Origin of the sequence: Tepiditoga spiralis, assembly GCF_014701195.1 — a bacterium.
Taxonomy (GTDB): Bacteria; Thermotogota; Thermotogae; order Petrotogales; family Petrotogaceae; genus Tepiditoga; species Tepiditoga spiralis.
In genome coordinates, this window is sequence record NZ_AP018712.1 from 2141613 (window position 1) to 2164979 (window position 23367).

21 protein-coding genes, 3 tRNA genes and 1 other RNA gene are annotated in these 23367 nt (G+C 25.0%); 12 read left to right on the forward strand and 13 right to left on the reverse strand.

Annotated features, from left to right (window positions below; translation table 11 throughout):
* The first annotated feature begins 287 nt into the window (after positions 1-287).
* The 4 genes from IGS63_RS09980 to IGS63_RS09995 are packed head-to-tail and all read left to right on the forward strand — an operon-like array spanning position 288 to position 3070.
* Positions 288-665 (forward strand): DUF2089 domain-containing protein, encoded by a 378-nt coding sequence (locus tag IGS63_RS09980; protein ID WP_232521211.1) that lies wholly within the window; start codon positions 288-290, stop codon positions 663-665.
* A 27-nt stretch (positions 666-692) separates the two neighbouring features.
* Positions 693-1625, forward strand: a complete 933-nt coding sequence (locus IGS63_RS09985) for a DUF4097 family beta strand repeat-containing protein (RefSeq protein WP_190614630.1) — start codon at positions 693-695, stop codon at positions 1623-1625.
* Positions 1626-1637: 12 nt separating this feature from the next.
* Positions 1638-2135 (forward strand): hypothetical protein, encoded by a 498-nt coding sequence (locus tag IGS63_RS09990; protein WP_190614632.1) that lies wholly within the window; start codon positions 1638-1640, stop codon positions 2133-2135.
* Positions 2132-3070: a hypothetical protein gene (locus IGS63_RS09995; protein ID WP_190614633.1), complete on the forward strand. Its 939-nt coding sequence runs from the start codon at positions 2132-2134 to the stop codon at positions 3068-3070. The genes IGS63_RS09990 and IGS63_RS09995 overlap by 4 nt, the downstream gene beginning before the upstream one ends.
* 27 nt (positions 3071-3097) lie before the next feature.
* Here the strand turns inward: IGS63_RS09995 and IGS63_RS10000 are convergent, their stop codons facing one another.
* Together IGS63_RS10000 and IGS63_RS10005 are read right to left on the reverse strand one after the other, a co-directional pair.
* A complete protein-coding gene (locus tag IGS63_RS10000; RefSeq protein WP_190614635.1) occupies positions 3098-4384 on the reverse strand; it encodes an amidohydrolase family protein in 1287 nt (428 codons plus the stop codon).
* A gap of 22 nt (positions 4385-4406) precedes the next feature.
* Positions 4407-5111, reverse strand: a complete 705-nt coding sequence (locus IGS63_RS10005) for a WecB/TagA/CpsF family glycosyltransferase (RefSeq protein WP_190614637.1) — start codon at positions 5109-5111, stop codon at positions 4407-4409.
* A 269-nt stretch (positions 5112-5380) separates the two neighbouring features.
* On the opposite strand from IGS63_RS10005, the gene IGS63_RS10010 reads away from it, so the two are divergent.
* The 3 genes from IGS63_RS10010 (at position 5381) to IGS63_RS10020 (ending at position 6904) form a co-directional block, all read left to right on the forward strand.
* Positions 5381-6646, forward strand: a complete 1266-nt coding sequence (locus IGS63_RS10010) for a trigger factor (RefSeq protein ID WP_190614638.1) — start codon at positions 5381-5383, stop codon at positions 6644-6646.
* A gap of 68 nt (positions 6647-6714) precedes the next feature.
* Positions 6715-6791, forward strand: a tRNA-Asp gene (locus IGS63_RS10015).
* 38 nt (positions 6792-6829) lie between these two features.
* Positions 6830-6904, forward strand: a tRNA-Cys gene (locus tag IGS63_RS10020).
* An 82-nt stretch (positions 6905-6986) separates the two neighbouring features.
* On the opposite strand, the gene IGS63_RS10025 is transcribed toward IGS63_RS10020, so the two are convergent.
* The 6 genes from IGS63_RS10025 to IGS63_RS10050 all read right to left on the reverse strand — a co-directional run bounded on the left by IGS63_RS10025 (position 6987) and on the right by IGS63_RS10050 (position 12046).
* The gene (locus IGS63_RS10025) at positions 6987-7166 is read right to left on the reverse strand and encodes a hypothetical protein (protein ID WP_190614640.1); all 180 of its coding nucleotides are present in this window, start codon (positions 7164-7166) and stop codon (positions 6987-6989) included.
* 138 nt (positions 7167-7304) lie between these two features.
* On the reverse strand, positions 7305-7586 hold the full coding sequence (locus IGS63_RS10030) for a hypothetical protein (protein ID WP_190614642.1): 282 nt from the start codon (positions 7584-7586) through the stop codon (positions 7305-7307).
* Positions 7587-7858: 272 nt separating this feature from the next.
* On the reverse strand, positions 7859-9826 hold the full coding sequence (gene tpiA / locus IGS63_RS10035) for a triose-phosphate isomerase (protein ID WP_190614643.1): 1968 nt from the start codon (positions 9824-9826) through the stop codon (positions 7859-7861).
* Positions 9827-9879: 53 nt separating this feature from the next.
* Positions 9880-10899 (reverse strand): type I glyceraldehyde-3-phosphate dehydrogenase, encoded by a 1020-nt coding sequence (gap, locus tag IGS63_RS10040; protein ID WP_190614645.1) that lies wholly within the window; start codon positions 10897-10899, stop codon positions 9880-9882.
* Between the two features lie 144 nt (positions 10900-11043).
* Entirely contained in the window at positions 11044-11436 is a 393-nt protein-coding gene (locus IGS63_RS10045; RefSeq protein WP_190614647.1) for a YbaB/EbfC family nucleoid-associated protein, read from the reverse strand.
* 94 nt (positions 11437-11530) lie between these two features.
* Entirely contained in the window at positions 11531-12046 is a 516-nt protein-coding gene (locus tag IGS63_RS10050; RefSeq protein ID WP_190614649.1) for a DUF5684 domain-containing protein, read from the reverse strand.
* 178 nt (positions 12047-12224) lie between these two features.
* Between IGS63_RS10050 and IGS63_RS10055 the strand changes: the two genes are divergently transcribed.
* Entirely contained in the window at positions 12225-13841 is a 1617-nt protein-coding gene (locus tag IGS63_RS10055; RefSeq protein WP_190614651.1) for a radical SAM protein, read from the forward strand.
* 30 nt (positions 13842-13871) lie between these two features.
* Here the strand turns inward: IGS63_RS10055 and IGS63_RS10060 are convergent, their stop codons facing one another.
* Positions 13872-15653: an AAA family ATPase gene (locus IGS63_RS10060; RefSeq protein WP_232521212.1), complete on the reverse strand. Its 1782-nt coding sequence runs from the start codon at positions 15651-15653 to the stop codon at positions 13872-13874.
* Positions 15654-15792: 139 nt separating this feature from the next.
* Here IGS63_RS10060 and IGS63_RS10065 point away from each other — a divergent pair, with 139 nt between their 5' ends.
* The 3 genes from IGS63_RS10065 to ssrA all read left to right on the forward strand — a co-directional run bounded on the left by IGS63_RS10065 (position 15793) and on the right by ssrA (position 18426).
* Entirely contained in the window at positions 15793-17394 is a 1602-nt protein-coding gene (locus IGS63_RS10065) for an AAA family ATPase (protein WP_190614655.1), read from the forward strand.
* A 14-nt stretch (positions 17395-17408) separates the two neighbouring features.
* Entirely contained in the window at positions 17409-18026 is a 618-nt protein-coding gene (locus IGS63_RS10070) for a HEAT repeat domain-containing protein (protein WP_190614657.1), read from the forward strand.
* Positions 18027-18072: 46 nt separating this feature from the next.
* Positions 18073-18426, forward strand: a transfer-messenger RNA (tmRNA) gene (gene ssrA / locus IGS63_RS10075).
* A gap of 33 nt (positions 18427-18459) precedes the next feature.
* On the opposite strand, the gene IGS63_RS10080 is transcribed toward ssrA, so the two are convergent.
* Positions 18460-19887, reverse strand: coding sequence for a GGDEF domain-containing response regulator (locus tag IGS63_RS10080; RefSeq protein ID WP_190614659.1), 1428 nt, complete (start codon positions 19885-19887; stop codon positions 18460-18462).
* A 121-nt stretch (positions 19888-20008) separates the two neighbouring features.
* Between IGS63_RS10080 and IGS63_RS10085 the strand changes: the two genes are divergently transcribed.
* On the forward strand, positions 20009-20974 hold the full coding sequence (locus IGS63_RS10085) for a 2-hydroxyacid dehydrogenase (protein WP_190614661.1): 966 nt from the start codon (positions 20009-20011) through the stop codon (positions 20972-20974).
* A 54-nt stretch (positions 20975-21028) separates the two neighbouring features.
* On the opposite strand, the gene IGS63_RS10090 is transcribed toward IGS63_RS10085, so the two are convergent.
* From IGS63_RS10090 to IGS63_RS10100, 3 genes are all read right to left on the reverse strand, one after another.
* On the reverse strand, positions 21029-21958 hold the full coding sequence (locus IGS63_RS10090) for a GAF domain-containing protein (RefSeq protein WP_190614662.1): 930 nt from the start codon (positions 21956-21958) through the stop codon (positions 21029-21031).
* A 45-nt stretch (positions 21959-22003) separates the two neighbouring features.
* Positions 22004-22090, reverse strand: a tRNA-Leu gene (locus IGS63_RS10095).
* A 64-nt stretch (positions 22091-22154) separates the two neighbouring features.
* Positions 22155-23366 (reverse strand): TolB family protein, encoded by a 1212-nt coding sequence (locus tag IGS63_RS10100; RefSeq protein ID WP_190614664.1) that lies wholly within the window; start codon positions 23364-23366, stop codon positions 22155-22157.
* Between the last annotated feature and the right edge of the window lies 1 nt (position 23367).

Here is a 23367-nt window from a genome sequence, read left to right on the forward strand (position 1 = left end):
CAATTATAACATTTTTTGTTTAAAATAAAAAGTTTTTTTATTTCAATTATTTTTCTAATTTTTTCTTAGTTTAAAGTATACAAGAAATAAAAATAAATTCAAAAAAATATTAGTTTTAAAATTAAAAAAATTAAACACAAAATTATATTTTATAATATTTTATTTATTTTTTTAAAAATATTAAAGGTTTTAATTGACAAATCTAAAAAAAAAGAGTATAATTTTTTTAGATTTGAATTAATTTTAAAAATTTTTATAAAATTTTATAGAATATGGAGGCAAAAAATATGATAGAAAAAAAAAGATTATCTACCTGCCCAGCTTGTGGAGGAAGACTAAAAATCACAAGATATAAATGTGAAAGATGTGGAACAGAAATTTCAGGAGATTTTAAATTAGAAGATTTTGCATCATTAACAAATGAACAAATGTTATTTTTAAAAATTTTTATAAAAAACAGAGGCAATTTATCAGAACTTCAAAAAGAAATGAATATTTCTTATCCAACAGCAAAGGCAAGATTAGAGGATTTAGTAAGTGCTTTAGGTTATAGAAGAGAAGAAGATAATAGAATTAAAACATTTGAAATACTCGAAAAAATTGAACGTGGAGAAATAACTCCAGAAGAAGCAAAAGAAATTTTAAAAAAAAATAAAAAAAGATAACTTTAATTTTTATTAGGGGGGAAAAAAATGGGAATAATAAACATGATACCACTTAAAAATTTAGAAATTGAAGCTCCAAAAATAAACTTAGATTTAAATGTAAAAAAAGGAGATTCGTTACAATTAGAATTTGATGATGATAATGAATTAAATATTGAAAATTATAGTAATTCAGATACAAATATAATAAAGTTTCAAAATAAAAAAGAAGATTTTTTTACTAACTTTTTAGGTTCTTTTATTTCTGGAAAAAATATTGATTGTGTATTAACTATACCACCAGAAGTTAAATCAATAAGTATTAAATCAACAAATGGTGATGTTTATATGAGTGATTTAAATATTGATTACTTATATACTAAACTTACAACAGGTGATATAGAAATAAAAGATTGTTCAATAGATGTTTTAGAACAAAAAATAATAACTGGTGATTTATCAATAAAAAATACAAAAATTTTAGATTTCATTTCAAAAGTAACCACTGGTGATGTTTCAATAAAAAATTCAGATTTAAATAGAATAGAAGTTTCATTAATAACAGGTGATATACATTTAGATTCATTATCCGAAAACTTTAATAAAAGTACTTTAAAAGTAATAACCGGTGATGCGGAGTTATACATTAAAGGTACTGACCCTGTATACTTAGAAAAAAAATTAACTCCTTATTCAGCTTCACTAAAAACAAATATCCCAACAATTAATGGATATGGAAATAATAGAAATTTAGAAATAAAAGCAACAGCTTCTACAGTAAGATTAATTGGGAAAAAAAGCAATGATACTAAAATAAATTTAGGAAAAAATGATACAGAAATAATGAGCGAAGAAGAAAAAAAGATAATTGATCTTTTAAAACAAGGAAAAATATCAAGAGAATTTGCATTAGAATTATTAATTGAACTTGGATACGATTCTAATTCAGGTGAAACCTTTTTAAAAAAAAGAGATATTTAAAGGAGGTTCTTTATGAAAAGTTTTTCTATAACTTTAATGATATTAGGAATTTTATTATTAATGATAGTTTTTTCTGGATATTCAATGAATATATGGAGTATATTTGAATTTATATTGGGAATTTTATTAATTTCAACTTCTTTTTTTCACAAAAATTCAAACTTTCATTTAATATATAAAGATAAAATAGTAAGAGATAAAAATATGATAAAAAATACTTTAGAAGAAGCTGAAGAAGAAATAAGTTCTGAAAATGAAATGCCTGAATTTGCAAAAAAAATAGCTACAAAAACTATTGGTGTAGTAAAAGATCATTTATTACCAAATGAAAAAAAGAGAATTTTAAAGTATTTAATTTTTGGGTTTTTATCTGGAACAATATTAATATTAGATTCATTTAGTTTATTCGGACTAAATTTTAATTTTTGGCAAATAATATTAGTTATTTTTTCTTCATATTTAATAGGGCTTGGAATTTCAAACATTATATTTGGCGGTGAAAAAAAATGAGAAATGGATTAATAAGCATTCTTATTGGAATATTAATATTGTTAAATATTGTATTTAAAATAGAATTGGGATTAAACAGTACTCTTTTAATAATATTCTCTTTAATATTTTTAATAGATGGATTAAACTTTAAAAAAATGAAAGGTGAAAGATTCGGAAGTCTTATTTTTGGTATTTTTTTAATTTTAGAAGCATTTAAAATAATTCCAATTTTATCTTTTTGGCAAATAATATTAGTTTTAATAGCTTCATATATGATAGGACATGGCTTATATTCAGCTTTTTATAGTGGAACATTTTTATTTTCAACAAAAAATGATATGCCAAAAGAATTTAAAATCCCTTACAATAAATTAGACAAAGAAATAAGTTTAAATATAGATGCAGATTGGACAAAAATAAATCTAAATAGCAATAATATTGAACATGCATTAATTGCAAAATATATATCAAATAGTAAAATATACAATATGTCATTAAATAATGACGAGAATATAATAACATTTAAAAATAAAATAAACGTAACATCTCCTAAAATTCCAGAAAGAGCTAAAGTAAGACTACAGTTAAATAAAAATATACTTTATCATTTAAATAGCGATTTAAATGTTGCTGATGTATTTTATGATTTTCGTGAAACTAATATAAAAGATACATATATTTCTGCAACTGCCTCAAAAATAGTTATTATACCAATAGATAAATCAGATTCAACAATGGATATAAATCTTGAAATTTCTTCTTTAACAATAAAATTACCAAGAAACATCGGATTAATTTTAACTCATTCTGGAGATTTAAATTTTAAAACATTTGAAGGATTAATCAAAACAGAAAGTGGTTCTTATATTTCATCTAATTATGATAATTCTGAATACATATGTCATTTAACAATATCTTCTGATGTCTCAAAGTTAAACGTAGTTATTATATAAAAAAATGCGAACAATGTTCGCATTTTTTTATAGTTCTATTTCATTTACAAATTTATTTATTTTCTTTTGAATTTTTCTTATTTCTTTAACATTAGCAATTTTTGGTTTCCTATCCCACATAGCTATTTTACCGCTTGTAATAGTTCCAAAAACTTCAAGTTCAGATCCTATTTTAAAAGAAATTTCTGTAAACGGTGTCTTTGTTTCAAATTGAAAAACTCCAGTTCTTGAATTTAATATTGTTATATCAGCTTCTTTTCCTGGCGCAATCTTTCCAAGTTGTACTCCAAACTCTTCCGATGTAAATAAATAATTATTCATAAAAATTGTTCTTTCTACTTCATTGTATACTATATTAGATTTAGCTTTATTACTTGATTTTTCATTAACCAAAAGTGTTTTTGCTTCATCAAAAATAGAATAATCTGTAGTTCCAGTTCCAATAGAAACCTTCATACCTCTTCCAAGCATATCTAATAAATCAGGAGTTTTTTCAAGTTCAGATAATTCAGCTCTAAGACTCTTTATCAATCTCACACTTTTTGAAGAGAAAAAATCAATTATTTCTGAATTAACATTACCAGCAAATATTATATCTATATGTTTTGATAATATATTATTTTCTTTAAAAACGCTTAATAGATCTTTTCCATGTTTTAATTTACAATATCTTTCTTCTTGTTTAAAATCAATAATTACTATTCTTACTCTTTTTCCAGAATTTATAAATTTCTTTAAAAATTCATAATCTTCTTCTTCTAATCCCCAAGCGCCCAAAAGAGTAATTGAAGAAATTTCTTTATTATTTATTAAATCATCTCTATATGCTCTAGGAACTCCTCTTTCAGTTAAAAAAACAGGAGAAGGTTTTATTTTTATTCCTATTGAATTACAAAGTTCATTAACTTTAGAAATGTTTTTAGAATAAGGTATTGAAACAATTGTTGAAGTTATACCATTTATCATAGACTTATATCCACCTAATTTAATAATATACTCAAATAATTGTTCTTTTTCTACAAGTTTTTCTGAATATCCAACAATTTTTGAAAATTTTTCATATGGTGGAAATTTGGAGTTTATAAGTTTATAAAGCATTGAAAGTTCGTTTATATAAAAACTTGTATAAGGATTAGAAAGCCCTGGAAGTATTATTTTTCCATCTAAATCCTTTGATTTTTCATCTGGATATTTTTTTAAAATTTCTTCAGTTTCTCCAACATCAACTATTTTTTCTTCTTTTATATATACAGCACCATTTTCAATAATTTCTCCAAGGGTTCCTGTTAAAATTTTACAATTTTTTAAAATCATATTTTACACCTCCACTACATATTTATTTTTTCATATATATTTTTAAATAAAATTTAACTAAATCAGGAAATTTTTTTAAACGTTTAGGCTCACAAATCATTCTGTATAACCACTCTAATCCAAATTTTTGAAAAAAAGCAGGAGCTCTTTTTACTTTCCCAGCAAAAACGTCTATACTTCCACCAACTCCCATAATAAAATCAATATTTAACTTTTCATAATTTCTCATTATAAAAAGTTCTTGTTTTGGTATACCCATTCCTACAAATAAAAATTTTGCCTTCGAAGAGTTAATATCTGATATTATCTTTTCCTCATCATTTATTGAAAAATATCCATGATGAACCCCAACAATATTAGTATTAAATAATTTTTTTAAATTCTTTGCAGCATTATTTACATTGTTTTCTTTAGATCCTAAAAGATAAATTCCATCTTTTGAATTTTTACAAATTTCTTTCATAGTTTCTATTCCAGAACATTTTTCTGTGAAAATATCATATTTTTTTAAAAGTTTTACTATTCCAAACCCATCTGGAATTGAAAAAGTTGATTCTTTAATTGCTTTATTGTAATCAGATTTTTTTAAATATTCCATATACATTAAGGCATTTAATGTTGTTATCCATATTTTTTCTTTTGTTTTTTGATTTAAAATAAATTCAAGTATATCATTATTTTTACCAGTAATAATATCAATTTCATTAAAATTCACTTTTTTGATCATATGATACCTTCCTAAAAAATTTTTATACAATTAATAGTTACTTATCTTAAAATTCACTCTCGATTAATATTTTACCATATTATTAGTACAATTTATATTATAGTATAATAAATTTAATGTAAATTTAACTATAAGAAAAAAATGGTTAAAAATGTCTTTGTTACACTGAATTTTACACAAGACAATGAAATTTGACTTAATTTTAACAAAATAAAAGTATTTAAACTGTATAATATAAAGGCAAAAAAATATTATGGAGGTATTATAAAATGGAAAAACAAATACTATCAGAGGATAAAAATATTAAAAGAATTCTTGTAAAAATTCCTAGTGATGAAGTTAAAAAAACTGAAGATTATATAGTTAGAGAAGTTAATAAAGAATATTCATTTGAAGGTTTTAGAAAAGGTAAAGCTCCAAAACAAATAATAAAAATAAGATTAGGTGAAAATTTCAATAATTGGTTAAATGATACACTTTTAGAAAAAGCAGTTCAGGATATTGAAAAAGAAGAAAAATTTCTTTTTTCTCCAACAGTAGAATCAACAGCTAATGAAAATGGTAATGTTGAATTTGAAATATTGGTTCATGCTTATCCAAAACTACTAAATACAAAATTTGAAGAAATTGTAGTAGAAGCTCCTAAATCAGATAAAGTTGTAGAAAAATTTATAGAAGATAAGATAAAAACATTACTTGAATCAAATGCCATTGTTGAACCAAAAGAAGGTAAAGCAGAATTAAACGACTTCATAAGAGTTAAATATACTGTTTTAAACGAAGAAGGAAAAGAATTACAAAAAGATAAAGAAAATGAATATGTTCTTTATGAAGATGATAAAAGACCTATGGTTACTAAATTAGTTGGAAAAGAAAAAGGTGATGTTGTAGAATACGAAAAAGAATATGAAAATAAAAAATACAAATATATAGTAACTTTAGAAGAAGTTTATAATAGAACAATTCCTGAATTAACAGATGAATTTTTAAGAGAAATAGGATCAGAATTTAATTCAATTTCTGAATTAAAAGCAAAATATGAAGAAGAAGGAAAAGAAGTATTTAGCAAATGGAATGACGACTTCGTAAGAAACTACATAATTGGAGAAATCCCAGCAAAAACAGAAGTTGACTTATCAGAAGAAACTAAAGAATTTTATGTTAAAAGCTATATGGAATCAATGGAAAAAGAAGGTAAATTAGAAGAAGAATTAGCAAAATATGATAATGATAAAGAAAAATTAATTGAAGAAGTTAAAAAAACTGCTGAAAGATGGGTAAAGGAATTAGTTGTTGTTGATACATTAACTAAAGAACACAATCTCGAAGTAAAAGAAGAAGAAATAATGGAATCTATAAAAGCAATAGCTCAAATGTGGTATATGCCTGTTGAAAGAGCAAAAGAAACAATTTATTCAAATCAAAAGCTCTTAAATGATGTAGTTTGGGATGTATTAAAATCAAAAGTAGCTGATATAATAAAAGAAAAAGTAACAATAAAAGAAGTTGAAGAAAAAGAAGAAGAAACTAAATAATAGTAACAAAATTTTAACTATTAATAACTTGAAATGTAATCACTAATACGGTAAAATATTTCCGTAGTGGGGACGTGGTGCAGTTGGTTAGCATGCGGGTCTGTCACACCTGTGGCCGCGAGTTCGAGTCTCGTCGTCCCCGCCATAAATAAAGAGTTTCTTTGGAAACTCTTTATTATTTGAGGCAACGTAGCCAAGTGGTAAGGCATCGGTCTGCAAAATCGATACGCATGGGTTCGAATCCCATCGTTGCCTCCATAGATATTTATGTGAGTTCTAATAATGTCGATGCGATTCGTATCGACATTTTTTTGTTATTCATTTTATATGGAACACTTTATTAAGGAGTGTTTTTATTTTTTATATCTATATCTATTTTTTTTAATTCATCAATTTTTTTATATTTTTCCCACTCTTTTTTTACATAATCTGGAGCATCTTTTTTTAATTTCCAATTATCTAATTCTATTTCCATCCATTCCATATACTTAAATAAATTAATCATTTTTAATCTTATCATCTGTTTTTTTCATAATAACCACAACCTTTTTCAATTTTATTTAAATATATTAATAAATAATTTTTCAGATATTTTTAATCTCACTAAATACTTCAACAGTTCTTTTTTATTAATTATTAATATAAAAAATTTTTTTATTTATATTCTTTCTAAATATTTTAATTCTTTTCTATCCATACTAGAAATTCTTGAAAGCCTATCTATTAACTTTTTCTTTTCTCTTCTTAAAATATTATCGGTGTTTTTCAATATTAATTTTATTTCTTTTTTATTTTTAGGATCTTTTAATTTTCTGAGTTTTATTATTGCCATTTTACGAAAATATGCAGCATCTTCAGTATAATATGGATCTTCTTCATATCCTATAATAGCTGAATAATATCTTTTAGCATATATTAAAGCATCTATTTCTTTTTTCACAAAAATCCCCACTTTTTTAATAAATAATGATTTTATATTTTTAAAAACTAGTTTTGTAGAATTAGAAAAAAAATTCATGTCGAAACATCATATTTATTTTAGTTTTTACTATATCATATAGCTTATACATATAAATCACTTCTTTTTATTTTTATACTCAATTCAACATACACTTCACTATTAATTATATCATTTTTTTAATTTAGTTTTATTTAATTTTTTTATTAATAAAAAAAATACACTCTAATTAAAGAGTGTATTTTTTTGTTTTATTATTCAATAACTAAATCCATTATTTCTGCAAGTTCAACAAATGCTTCTGTTAAAGAAGCACCTCCAACTAATCCACCATCAATATCTTTTTTAGTGAATAAACCAAAGTAATTATTCGGTTTAACACTTCCACCATAAAGAATTGATATAGAATTTGCTGTTTCTTCGTCATACATTTTTGCTAATAAGCTTCTTATATAAGCGTGAACTTCTTGAGCTTGAGCTGGTGTTGCAACTTTTCCAGTACCTATTGCCCAAATTGGTTCATAAGCAATAATAACTTTTTTTGCATCTTCTGCATTAATTGAATTAAATCCTTCTTTTATTTGTCTTTCTATTACATTGAAAGTTAAATCTTTTTCTCTTTCTTCAAGGTGTTCTCCTATACAGAAAATAGGGTTTAATTCTTCTTTTAAAGCTTTTATTATTTTTTTATTTATTAATTCATCGGTTTCACCAAAAATATCTCTTCTTTCTGAATGTCCAAGTACAACATATTCAACATTTATATCTTTTAACATGTGTGAAGATATTTCACCAGTAAATGCACCTTTATCTTCATAATGCATATTTTCTGCACCAATTTTTATATTTGTAGAAGATACAATATCCACTGCTTTTTGTAATGAAACAGCAGGTGTACATACAACAACATCATAAGAACTTTTATTTCCTATTTTTCCAGAAAGTTTTGCTAAAAATTCAGCTGTTTCAGTTGTTGTTTTGTTCATTTTCCAGTTTCCTGCTAAGATATATCTTTTATCAGTTACTTTTTTTTTTGAAACAATAGCTTCTATTCCTGGTAATTTTTTACCTTCAAGATATTCTAATGAAGCACCACCACCTGTAGAAACATGAGAAAACTTCTTTGCAAGTCCAAATTTTTCAGCAGCAGCTGCTGAATCTCCACCACCAATAACACTTGTTGTTCCTTTTTCTGTAAATTCAACTATCATCTCGGCTACTGACTTTGTACCATTTGAAAATTCATCTATTTCAAAAACACCCATTGGTCCATTCCATACTATTGTTTTTGAGTTTGCCATCTTTTCTTTAAATAATTTTACAGTTTCTGGTCCTATGTCAAGTCCCATCCAACCTTTTTCAATTCCATCTTCTATTTTTACTACTTTTGTTTCTACCCCTGCTTTTAATTCTTGAGCAATTACAGTATCAACAGGAAGTATAAAATTAACTCCTTTTTCTTCTGCTTTTTTCAAAAGTGACTTTGCAAGATCTAATTTATCTTCTTCAAATAAAGATGAACCTATTTCTTTCCCCATAGCTTTTAAGAAAGTAAACATCATAGCTCCACCTATAAAAATATTATCTGCTTTTTCAAGTAAGTTATTTATAACGCCTATTTTATCTGAAACTTTAACTCCACCAAGAATTACAGAGTAAGGTTTTTCTGGATTATCATTAACTCCGCCAATAAACTTTATTTCTTTTTCCATTAAAAATCCTGCAAAACTTGGAATATTAGAAGCTATTCCAACATTAGAAGCATGAGCTCTATGAGCTGTACCAAAAGCATCATTTACATGAATATCTGCAAGTGAAGCCCAATATTTAGCTAATTCTTCATTATTTTTTGTTTCACCTTTTTCAAATCTAGTATTTTCAATTACTAAAACTTTACCTTCTTCTAAGCTTTCTACAGCTTTTTCTACTTCTTCACCTCTTGTTTTGTCTATAAAACTTACCTTTCCATCGAGCAATTCATTTAATCTATTAGCAACAGGTTTTAAAGAAAATTCAGGTTTTACTTCTCCTTTTGGTCTTCCAAGATGAGATAATAATATAACCTTAGCCCCTTTCTCAAGAACATATTTTATAGTAGAAAGAGCTGCTTTTATTCTTGTTTCATCTGTTATTTTCCCATCTTTTAGTGGAACATTAAAATCAACTCTCATTATAACTTTTTTACCTTTTAAATCTATATCTCTAACTGTCATTTTTGACATTATTATTCCTCCCTATTAATAAAATAGCGGAACTCGAAAGCTCCGCTCATTTATTACTTAATTAATGTTGCAAAATGTTTTACGAGTCTTACAAGCTGAGCTGTATAACTCATTTCATTATCATACCAAGAAACAACTTTTATCATTTGTTTTCCATCTGATTCTACTATTTTTGTTAATTGTGCATCAAAGTAAGAACCGTATGTTATTCCAACTATATCTGTTAAAACAATAGGATCTTCAGTATAACCCAATGTATCTTTTAAGTTTGTTTCAGAAGCTTCTTTCATTGCTGCATTTATTTCTTCAACAGTTACATTCTTTTTCAATTCAACAACTAAATCAACTAAAGAACCTGTTGGAGTAGGAATCCTCATAGCCATTCCATCTAATTTACCTTTTAATTCTGGAAGAACTAAACCAACTGCTTTTGCAGCACCTGTTGTTGTTGGAACTAAGTTAACTCCAGCAGCTCTTGCTCTTCTCATATCTCCTTTTCTATGTGGAGCATCAAGAGTATTTTGATCATTTGTATAAGAATGAACTGTTGTCATTATACCTTTAACAATTCCAAACTTATCATTTAAAACCTTTGCAACTGGTGCAAGACAGTTTGTTGTACAAGAAGCACCAGAAATTATATCTTCTTCACCAGAAAGTATATCGTGGTTTACATTGTAAACAACTGTTGGAACATCACCTTTTGCTGGTGCAGAAATAACAACTTTTTTAGCTCCAGCTTGAAGATGTAAAGCTGCTTTATCTTTTTGTACAAAGAAACCTGTACATTCTAATACAACATCTACTCCCATTTCTCCCCAAGGAAGATCTGCAGGATTCTTTTCTGCTAAAATTTTAATTTCTTTTCCATTTACAATAATAGCATTTTCTCCTGCTTCAACTGTGCCAGGAAATTTACCTTGTGATGAATCATACTTCAATAAAAGTGCAAGTGTTTTTGCATCAGTTAAATCATTTAATGCAACAATTTCAAATTCAGGATTATCAAACATAAGTCTGAATGCAAGTCTTCCAATTCTACCAAAACCGTTAATAGCTACTTTTACTGCCATGCTAAAAAGCACCCCCTCTAAGGTTTTCTAAACTTTTTTAGTATCTGCCCTCGAATATTACTTATTAATTTTAAGTGGTTATTTTTTTCTCAATGAAATTATACTCTTATTTTTATAAAGGATAACTAAAATAATGTTAATTTATTAAAAACCAAGTCCCATACTTTGAAGTCCACCAAGATATTTTTCACTTACTTTATTACTTTCTTCTTCCTTTAAATTTGAAGCTTTTTCAATAGCTTCATTAGTTGCTGCCATTATCATATCTTTAACTATTTCTATATCTTCATCTTCAAGTTCATCAGATATAATTATATCTTTTATTCTTAAATTACCATTTGCAACAACTTTTACAACTCCTCCACCACTAGTGGCTTCTACAGTCATATCTGCAAGTTGTGTTTCTAATTTTGCCATTTCTTCTTCCATTGCTGACTGAGTTTTTTGAGCTTCTTGTAAAAGATGAGCCATACTAGGCTTTTTTGATTTTCCACCTTTAAGCGATCTTCCACCAATACTTTTTATTTTTTTAGCCATTTGAAAATCCTCCTTTATTCTATCTTACAAATAATTATACCATAAAATTGTGTATATTAAAAAAAATAGACGTTTGCTAAGCAAACATCTATTTTTATAATTCATCATCGATATCATCGTTTTCTCTATATGTTTTAAAGTGTTTTTGTGTTTTATTTGAAAAAGCCAAAATTGGATAAAAGATGAAAGGTAATATCTCAAGTCCAACAATAAAAGGTAATATTTTTTCATATTTTTTTACTAACTTATAATTTATTAACACACTAGTTATATATCCAAAGTCTATTAAATAAAGTATAAGCCACCATCCAGACATATCTAACATTTTTAATAACACATAAATATTATAAATTGGTATTAATGCTTTCCATCCTTGAATGTTATTATCACTAAATATTTTCCACAAAGATATTACATATGTAATAAAAACAATCACAAAAATAGTTACCATAAATACCCACATGGCAGAAATAAAAGAAGAGCCCATTTGATTCATATTAGCTCCAAAACCTGGATCAAAATCAAAGTTAGAAGTAGGGTATTCCCTATATTCTAAAGAAAAAATATGAGAAAAAAATGGAAAAAAACGGAAAAAAAAGTACTTAATCATACAAAAACCTCCTTAATTTTTTGATTATTTTTTAAAATAAATTATACATATAATATAAAATTAATAATATGATTATATCATAACAAAAAATAGTTTGTCAAGATTTTAAATTTTTCATATTAAAAAAATTAAAATAAATATGCTATAATTTTCATATCTTTTAATTAGAGGTGTTAAAATGAAGGCAATAATTATTGATGGATATGTTGATGAACCTGCAGTATTAGGTGTTCCACCTTATATTTCCCCATATGTTAGATACGCAGCAGGAGCTTTAAGGTATCATGGAATAGAAGTAGATTATTATACAATAGATAAAATAAGAGAAAAAAATTTATGGCAATCATTTAATTCATATGAATATCTTATAATAATAGCTGGAACTACTGTACCTGGTCATTATCTTGGTGGAACTCCTATAAATTTAAATGAAATAAAGAAAATTTTTGAATTAAATAAAGAACCACTCAGAGTAATAGGAGGACCTATAACAAAAGGATACACAATAACAGGTGGTAAAAAAGCTATATCTTTAAAAGATTTTATAGAAGAAAATGTTGAGTATATTGTTGAAGGAGACATAGAAAAATTTTTATTTGACTATCCCGTATCAGATGAGTTCGATTTAAATTCCAAGAGTAGTTATGAATTAATAGATAAAATAGCTCCCTATGGTGCTGGTATTATAAAAATGCATGAAAGATACCCAAATGTAATGTTAGAAATAGAAGTATCAAAAGGGTGCGATAGAAAAACTGGTTTTTGTTCTTTTTGCACAGAACCAATACTTCATGGAATGTATAGAGAAAGAAGTTTAAATGGCATAATAAACGAAATGAAAGCATTGAATGCAAATGGAGCCACAAACTTTAGATTTGGGAGAAGTGCTAACTTTTTGGCTTATGGAATAACATTTAACAATGGAAATCCAAACCCAGAAATATTTAATGAATTATATTCAGAAGTTTCAAATTTTTGTAATGTTTTACATACAGACAATGCAAATCCAGAATTTATAGTAAATAATGAAAAAGAAGCAAAAAAAATTCTTGAAATAATTTCAAATAAAAATACATCTGGTGATATACTGTCTTTTGGCATAGAAACATTTGATGATGAAGTTGCAAAACTAAACAACATAGCCTTAAACTCTGAAAAAGCTTTAAAAGCCATAAGAATAGTTAACGAAATAGGAAGCAAACGAGATAAAAATGGAATACCAAAATTATTACCTGGAATAAACTTATTGTATGGATTAATAGGTGAAACTAAAAACACCTATAATAAAAACAAAGAATACTTAAACAAAATATTGAATGAAAATTTATTATTGAGAAGAATAAATGTTAGACAAGTAATGATGTTCCCAGGAACATTATTATCAAAAAAACTAAATAAAATAAAAATAAATAAAAAAGAATTTATAAAATTCAAAGAATTTATGGATGTATATAACAATCAAATGATAAAAAAAGTTTTTCCAGAAGGAGCAATTTTAAAAGATTTATTCGTAGAAGAAGTAAAAGGAAATATTTCTTTTTCAAGACAAATAGCAACATATCCAATACTCGCCGGAATCAAAAAAAAGAAAGAACTTTTAGAAAAATTCGATGGAATAGTTGTTAATCATGGTTCAAGATCTTTGACTGTACTCGAATATCCATTTGATTTTAAAAATTTATCAGTTGAGGAATTATCTTCTATAAATGGAATAGGTAAAAAAACAGCTGAAAAAATTTATTTAACAAAATCACTTAAAGATATTAAAAATGAAATACTGAAAAACAAGCTGTAAAAATCAATAATTTTTACAGCTTGTTTTTAATCAATTGAGCATATTTTTAATTTTTTCAATAGATAAATTTGTTGTTCTAGAAATAATTTCTATATCAACTCCATTTTTTAATAGCTCTTTTGCAATTTTTTCTTCTGGAGTTAATTCAACATCTTTATCCAAATTACTAACAATTTCAACCTCTTTTTTATCAAAAGCTATTGAAACTTTTATTATATCATTTATTCCATAATTTTTTATATCTTCTTCATACCTTTTTTCATTTATTTGTTTTAGTCCATTTTGTGCACTGTTTAATAGTGTTTTTTCATTTTTATAAAACTTTTTAAACTCTATTATTATTCCTTTATCTGTTTTATCTTTTGGTATTAAAATAACATCTGCTCTTCCAAGTCCTGTTTCTCTATTACTCTTTATTATGTACTCTTCTTTTAATCCAACGCTCATTCCAAGTATTAGTCCATGATAAAATCTTTCTGGTTCTTCTCCGTTAACGTCAAAGTAACTCAATGTATTCATAGTTAGTTTTTGAAAGTCTTCTTTAAACTCTTCTATATGTCCATTTATTAGATTTATTAATATATTATTTAGTTTTATTCTTTCTTCTTCAAGCATAGATACTACAGTTTTATTATAAAATATTTTTACTTCTTTATTTGGTATCTTTAAAGTATATCTTTCATAATCATGATTTATATTTTTTGTCCATTTTAAATATCCGCTGAATAAAAATAATGTCCATACAGACTCTTCTAAGTTATTGTTTAAGTCTCCATAAACCATAGTTTCATTTATTGTACTTTCAATTTCTTCACCATTTATTAGTTTTTCAATTTTATCTTTTAATTCAGCACTTCCTTGTTTTATTAATTGTTTAACTAAGTAGTTTCCACTAGTATTCATCCAATATGGTCTTATCTTTTTTTCATCTACTAAGTTTATTATAGAAAAAGGATTGTAAATTTCAACACCACCAAAATTATAACCATTGTACCAATCTATAACTTCACTTTCCTCGTATTCAAGTTCATAATACTTCAATGTTTCTTCAACTTCTTCTTTAGTTAAACCATACTTATCATTGAATAGTTCATTCAATACAGTAGAAACCTTTAAGTTATTCACACCAGTAAAGATACTTTCTTTAGAAACTCTTGTTATACCAGTAAGAACTGCCTTTTCAAGGTATACGTTATCTTTTAATGCCATGCCAAACAAGTTACCAATTAAAGATATTATTTCATCATAGTAACCATGTAAGTAAGCTTGTTGAATGGGAGTATCGTATTCATCTATTAATATTATTACCTTTTTACCATAGTATCTTTCCATATATTCTGATAAACTTCTTATACAATTTTCATACTTAGCATCATCTGCTGTTTCTAACATTATTTCTTTAAATACAATTTTTTCCTTTTCACTCAATATTTCAAAAACATATTCATGTTTTGTATATAATCTTGAAAGTTCCATTGTTAATAAAGCATGCATCTTTTTTAAGTTATTAGACTTTAAATCTTTAAAGGTGATGTATATAACTGGATGTTTATTTAAATGTTTTTCTATTATATTTTTTTCTTTATATATTTTTAAGTTTTTAAAGAGGTATTCGTTATTTTGAGTAATATCAAAAAAGTACTTCATCATAGATTGACTGAGAGTTTTCCCAAACCTTCTTGGTCTTGTTATTAATAGAACGTCTCCACTTTCAATAACTTCTTTGATTAACATGCTTTTATCTACAAAGTACATATTGTCATCTATTAATGATTTAAAGTCACTTCGTCCTATTGGAAGTCTTTTTTTCATTTTCATCACCTCATTTTATTATATCATAAATTTTATATGAAGCTAAAAAATAAAAACCTTAATTTGCTTATGAAATATTTTTTTTAGTATTCAGTAATAAAAAATATGATATAATTAAAATATAAACAATAATGGGTTGGTGAAAACTTTGCTAATTTCTTTGTCAATTAAAAACTTTGGTTTGTTCAGAGAAGCTCATGTTAATTTCGATGAAAAATTTAATATATTAACAGGTGAATCAGGTGCAGGAAAATCTATGTTTATATCAGCTATAAAAGCTTTAACAACTGGAAATATACCTTCAAATATGAAAAATAATGATGGTAGTATATCAGCTTATTTTACTGTAGAAAGTATAAAAGACATACTTAATAAATATATTGATATTGAAGATAATGAATTGATTATATCTGCAAATTTTTCGTTAAAAAAAACTTTGTTTAGGATAAATGGAACAATAGTTCCAAAAAGCACAATAAAAACTGTTGGAAAATATTTAATAGAAATACATTCTCAAGATTCAAACGTTATATTCAGAGATAGCTCATATCAAAATAAATTAATTTTTAATATTTTAAGAAAAAAATTTACAAATGATTTTAAAAAATATGATAATTTATTTAATGAATATTTAAAATTAAATAAAAAATTAAAAAAATTACCTTCAGATCCATCTGAAGTATACAGAAAAATAGATTTATTAAAGTATCAAATAGATGAAATAAAAGTAGTTAATCCTAAAATTGGCGAAGATGATGAATTAACTGAACATTTTAATGCTCTAAATAATGTTGAATTAATTAAAAATAATGTATATGAAAATCTTTCTATTTTAAAAGATAGTGAAATAAATGTTTATAATTTAGTTGGAGATATAGTATACAATATAAATAAAGTATCAAAATATGGTTTTAATACTGAAGCAGATTTAGCTCTCTCTATACAAGAAGAAGTTAATGAGCTTTATAGTATGCTTGAATCAAAGCTTTTTGAATTAGATGTTGATAAGGACGAGTTACAATTGATATCTGAAAAATTAAATAATATAATTGAATTAAAAAGGAAGTATGGTCCTACAATAGAAGATATTATTGAAAAATATGAAACAATGAAAAAAGACTTATTGGAATATCAAGAATTACAAAAAATAATGGATAAAATAAAACCACAAATAAAAGATTTAAAAGAGAAAATGAAAATAGAAAGTGAATTTATAATTAATAAAAGTATGAAATATTTAAAAAAATTAAAAATAAATATAGAAAATAATTTAAAAGATTTAAATATGCCACATGCTGAAATTGATTTTTATTTTGAAAAGAAAACAGAACCAGATATAAATTCTTTTTATAGTTGTGAACTTTTATTAAAAACAACTCCACAAAGTGATTTTTTAAAATTAAATAAAATTGCTTCTGGAGGAGAAATGTCAAGAATTTTATTGGCAATGGAAGAAGTTATTGGAAAAAATCATTATGTAGATACAATGCTTTTTGATGAAGTCGATTCTGGAGTTGGTCCAAGAATGGCAGATACTGTTGGAAAAAAATTAAATGAATTATCTTCAAAAAAACAAATAATAACAATTACACATATGCCACAAGTTGCCAATTTTGGAACAAAACACTTTAAAATTCAAAAGAATAAAGAAAATAACAGTGTATATTCCAAAATTATAGAATTAAAGAACGTTGATAGAGAAAAAGAAATTAAAGATATGTATGGAAATATTGTGTATTAAAGGAGGTTATAATTATGTATAAAGAAGATATAATACAAAAAATAGTTGAAGAAAAAGGTATAGAGGCTATACCAAATCTTGTAAAGTTATTAGAAGATAGTGATCCTGATACAAGAGAACTTGCACGAGATGTAATTGGAGTAATGGGTGAAAGTGCAAATGAATACTTGTTTGAAGATTTTAAAAAGAGATTTGATAAAAACTTAGAAGATGATATGGTTATGTTATATTTAGCAGAGATTTTATCTCAAAATGGTTATAAAGAAATAATACCTTATTTAGAACGTATGATAAATAATTATACTGATGAAAGAGCATTTCCAATAATAGTAGAACATCTTTGGAGACTTACAAAAGAGGAAAGATATTTAGATATACTAACAACTTTTTTAGATGATGATGATGCTGTACAAGAAATAGCAATTATGGGTATAAGCCATGTTCCAACTAAAAAAGGTATAGATGTTTTAGTTGATAAGTATAATAATTCAAAAGAAAATTCATCAAGAGCTTTAATATTAGATTCTATTTTACAAATTATAATAAACGATTTTAAATTAGTTCCTTATTTACAAGAAAAAGATAGAGAAATAGCAAATAAATTACGTTGGCATTGGGAAACTTTTAAATAATTAAAAAGTAATTGAAATTTAAATAAAATAATGATATAATACTTTTGGGGGCGTTCCGGATTCGACGGGGATAGCTTTCTTAGAGAAGCGAGCCGAGGTTGCTGTTACCTTCGTTAAACAACAGCACAAAATATAAACGCAGAAGAAAATTACGCATTAGCTGCCTAATAGGTTAGCTCGTTCTTAGTTTGTAATGAACTCCGCCAAACTAATGAACGTCATTTAGGAGTTCTTACAAAGTAATTTTTTCGTTAGGGTTACTTTGGAAAATTTATAACGATAGGTTGATTTAGCTTTGCCTAAGTAGCGGAATTAACCGAATTTCAAACTTGGGCTGCGCTCGGAGATGCTCTAAGTGCGTTATTTCCGGACGCGGGTTCGACTCCCGCCGTCTCCACCAATAAAAAATAGAAAAACAAAAAAGCTGTTGAAATTAACAGCTTTTTTGTTTTTCTATTCCTTCAATAAATATTCTATTTTTTCCAGCTCTTTTTGCTTTATAAAGATTTTTATCAGCGGTTTCTATAATTGTAGTAATTAAATCACCTTTTTTTACAGAAGAAATACCTCCACTAATAGTTATATTTATTTTTTTATTAATTTCTTTTTCCCAATCAAAACTTTCAATATTTTTTAATATTCTTTGAGAAATATTCCCTGCTAGCTCAACATTAGTATAAGGTAATAGTATAAAAAACTCTTCTCCTCCATATCTACCAGCAAAATCACTTTCCCTTAAAGAATTTTTTATTATTTTACCAATATTTTTTAAAACTAAATCACCAATTAAATGACCATGCGTATCATTAATTTTTTTAAAGTCATCTATGTCAAACATTGCAACTGATAATTCAATATATTCTCTTTTTAATAAATGTATGTATTCTGACAACTTTGATAATATCTTTTTTTTATTATAAAGTTTTGTCAAAGAATCAATTTCTGAAGCCATTTTATATTCTATAAAAGTATTTATGGAATAAATTAATATTCCAAGATTTTCTGCTATGCTTCCATAAAAATCATATAGTTCATTTTTTTGTTTTGGATTTTCAAAAGAAATTAATCCTATTTCATTACTTTCATGAACAATTGGAAATGAAACTAAATTAGCTGGTTCTCTAAGTATTTTTTCTTCAAACATATTTCCTTTGTATACCCATTCAGATGGAGTAATTGGTTTTTGTAATAAATAAAATAATTTGTTTTTCAATATTTTTTGATTTATTTTTGAATTATTACTTGAAAAAGCATAAATTCTACCAGAGCTTGATGTAAGAATCATTAAATAAAAATTTTCAAAATCTATTAATTCTTTTAAAATCATAAATATTCTTCTCATCATATATTCATCGTCATTAATATAATTCGATAGTTTTAAAATTTCTTTATTTATTATTTCAAATTTCAAAGTTTCCTCTAATATATCAACAAGTTCTCCAAATGGTTCTTTTCTATATTTATATAATTCTCTTGACCACTCTACATTAAAATTGTTTTCTAAAAAATTAAGAATTTCATTTAACATTTTTTTATTATCAGATGATTTTTTTATAAATAAATCAACACCACTTCTTAAACTCCAAAAAGAATTAAGAGTATCTTCTGAAGCAGTTAATAAAATTACTCCAGCACTTTTAAATGTATTATAACTTCTTATAAACCGACAAAGTTGTATGCCATTCATTTTTGGCATTACATAATCTGTTATAATTACTTCTGGTAAAAAATCAAAAGCCTTATTTATTCCTTCTATTCCATCATTAGCAACTTCTACTATATGACCTTTATTTTCTAATGAGTCTTTTAAAAATTCTCTCCAAACTTTACTATCATCTACAATCAGTATTTTTTTTTGCATATTTAACACCTCATTTATATTATATAACAAATAAATTAATATGTCAAAATAATATTTGTATAATATTTATTCATGTTGTATAATAATAGTAAAGTTATTAAAAATGATGGAGGTAAAATGCATGATATTTTTATTTAGACATATATTAAATGATTATTGGAAAACTAAGATAAATTATCTTGAAAATAAGTATAAATTAAAAATAATAACTGATGAAAATGTTGATATTTCAAAAGTTGATGCTTTAATTGGAGGGACTATTTCAAAAGAAGAACTTAAAAAAGCTAAAAATTTAAAAATTATTTTTGTTCCATATTCAGGAGTAAATATATTACCTTCGAATGAAATAATTGAAAAAAAAATAATTGTTGCAAATGCAAAGGGAAATGGAAAAATAGTTGCAGAAAGAGCTATAGCATTAGCTTTATCGCTTCTTGGAAGAATTCCAGAATTTCATAATGATCTTTCAAGAGGAATTTGGCATGGATTTACTATTGGAGAAAAACCAAATACTTCTTGGACAAGCATTAGAGAAAAAAAATGTGGGATTTTAGGTACAGGGAGTATAGGTGGATACATTGCTAAGTATCTTAAACCATTTGAATGTAAAACAATTGGTTTCAAAAAAAATATTAATAATAAAGTAGAAAATTTTGATGAATTGAGTAATGATATTAATTATGTTGTTAATAAAAGTGATATAATTTTTGTGGCCCTTCCATTAACAGAAAAAACAAGAAATTTAATAAGTGAAGATATTTTATATAAAATGAAAGGTAAGTATTTAATAAATGTTGGTAGAGGACCAATAGTAAACGAAAAAGCTCTTTATGAAAGCATTAAAAATAATATTTTGGCAGGAGCAGCTATAGATGTTTGGTATGATTATCCAAATAAAGAAAATAAATATAAAATTCCTTCAAAGTATCCTATACATACATTTAAAAATGTTATAGTTTCCCCACATGTAGCTGGATTTAATGAAGAATCAGTTAGATACAGTATTGACTGGACAATTGAAAATATTGAATCGTATATTAATACTGGTAAACCAAAAAATATAGTTGATATGAAAGAAAAATATTAATAAAAAGGTAGCATAAAAAAAATAAAATTGGTTTTAAAAACCAATTTTATTTTTTTAAAAGTATTTTTTTAAAAGTATTGCTATATTTTCTAAAAATTCTTTATCTCCATCATCAAAAGCATTAACCTTATGACTATCTATATCTATTTCGCCAACAATAGAATTATTTTTTCCAAAAATCGGAACTACTATTTCAGATTTTGTTTTAGGACTACAAGATAAATAATTACTTTCTTTATTTACATCTTTTACAACAAAAGTTTTTTGAGTTTCGGCAGCTTGACCACAAATACCTTCTCCAAACTTTATTTTTTTATGTTCTGTAGGTTCACCTATGAACTCGCCTAATTTTAATTCATTATTTTCAACAAGATAAAAACCAGTCCAGTCAAAGTAGTCAAATCTTTTATCTAATATTTTTACTATTTTTTTCATTGCAATATTTTTATTTTTATTATCATAAACTACTTTTTTTATCTCATCATATGTTATCCAAAAATTAGCTTTTTTTTCATTTACTTCATTATTTTCTATAAAGTCTAATATAGCTTTGTCCATAATTTCTTTTATTGTCGTTTTTTCTTTATTTTTATAAAAATATAAATAATCAATTAATATAATAGTTCCTGCATAAGTATCAACAAATTCATAAGGTTTATCGCCAGTTAAACCAATTATTCTTACTGTATAATCTCCTCTTTGTAAATTATATTTTTGTACATTTTTCCCAACCATTTTTATAATTTCTGTTTTTACTTTTTCAGCATTTTCAAATTTATACCAAAACATTTCATCTAAATATTTTCTTCCATAAGAAAATAATTTATTTAATATTTTTTCATCACTTAATTCGTTCTTTTTTTGATACAATTCAACATATGGAACTTTAATTTTATAAATATGCCAGAATTTATTCCATTCTTCTTTTTTATATGATAAAATTTCAAAAAAATTATCTGTTATATCTCGAAAAACACTTCTCATAAAATCACTCCTTTAAAAAAAGCAGACTTTTTTGTCTGCTAAGTATGGTGCCGGAAACGGGATTTGAACCCGTACGAGATTTCTCTCATAAGAATCTGAATCTTACGTGTCTACCAATTCCACCATCCCGGCATCATTTTAAATCATTATACCCTTTTAAATTTAATTTTTTTTTACTCACTTATGAATTAAATATTTAATTTCTTCTAATTACAAAAATATCTGGTTCTTTATCCTTATAATAAACTCCAAAAAAAACAAATTTTTTATCTGGTGAAAAACTTGGGTAGTAACAGTCGTCCGATATCATATAAGTTAGATTTTTTATATTTTTATTATCATAAGAAAATATTCTAAAATTTCCAAATTGAAATTGTGAATATAACAAGAGATTTGAACCGTCTGACCATGAATCAGCTTGATTGTATTCACCGTTTAATAATGTTTTTATTTTTTCATTATCAATATAATAAATATTTAAGTCAGCATTTTTTAGATCTTGACCATAAAAAGCTATTTTATTTTTATTCCATTTTATTGGTCTAAATTTCATAATAGTTTTATCATTTGTAATTTGTTTTACTTCATCATTCAATATATCATAAATCCATATTTCCATTATGTTTTTATTTTCTTTTGTTCCCATACTAAATAAAATTAAAGAATCATCATAAAAATAAGGTGAATAAGCATTTAATCCTTCTGGAGAAATTCTTTTAAATTCACTTGTTTCAGTATTGTACAATACTATATCCCATTTTCCAAACATTGATGTTTGAAAAACTACATACTTTCCATTTGGTGATACATCAGGAAAATATTCTGAGGATAATTCAAGTTGTATAGTAGTTTGATATCCTGTTTTAAAGTTTATTATATTTATTTCTCTATTACCACTATATCTATCACTTATAAAATATAATTTACCATTAGAATAAATAGGATATTCATCTACACCTTTCCAATAAGTTAATTGTAAAACATCCCAAGTTTTATCATATAAAAATCTATTTTCTGCTATTTTTTCTAAAGTTTTTCCAGAAAAATATTCTACCCATTCTTCTGTATCTTTTATATCTGAAGACAGATCAAATGTTCCATTTTTAAAACTTCCATAGGCTCTAATTTTATTAGTAGAAGCATCTGAAGTAATATTTAAATATACATCTGCCTCTATATTTATATTTTCCCAAACTTCTGTTGAATCATCTGTTATATAACCATAAGGTGTTTTTTCTATAATTTTTGTATTATACATATACTCTGATAATTCGGAAATTTTTTTTGCAACACGATTAGTAATCCATTGTTTATCATGGATTGTTATTAACATCATATTTTTTACCATGCTTTGTGCATACATAAAAACAGAAAATAATAATATAAAGAAAACTATATATTTTTTCATT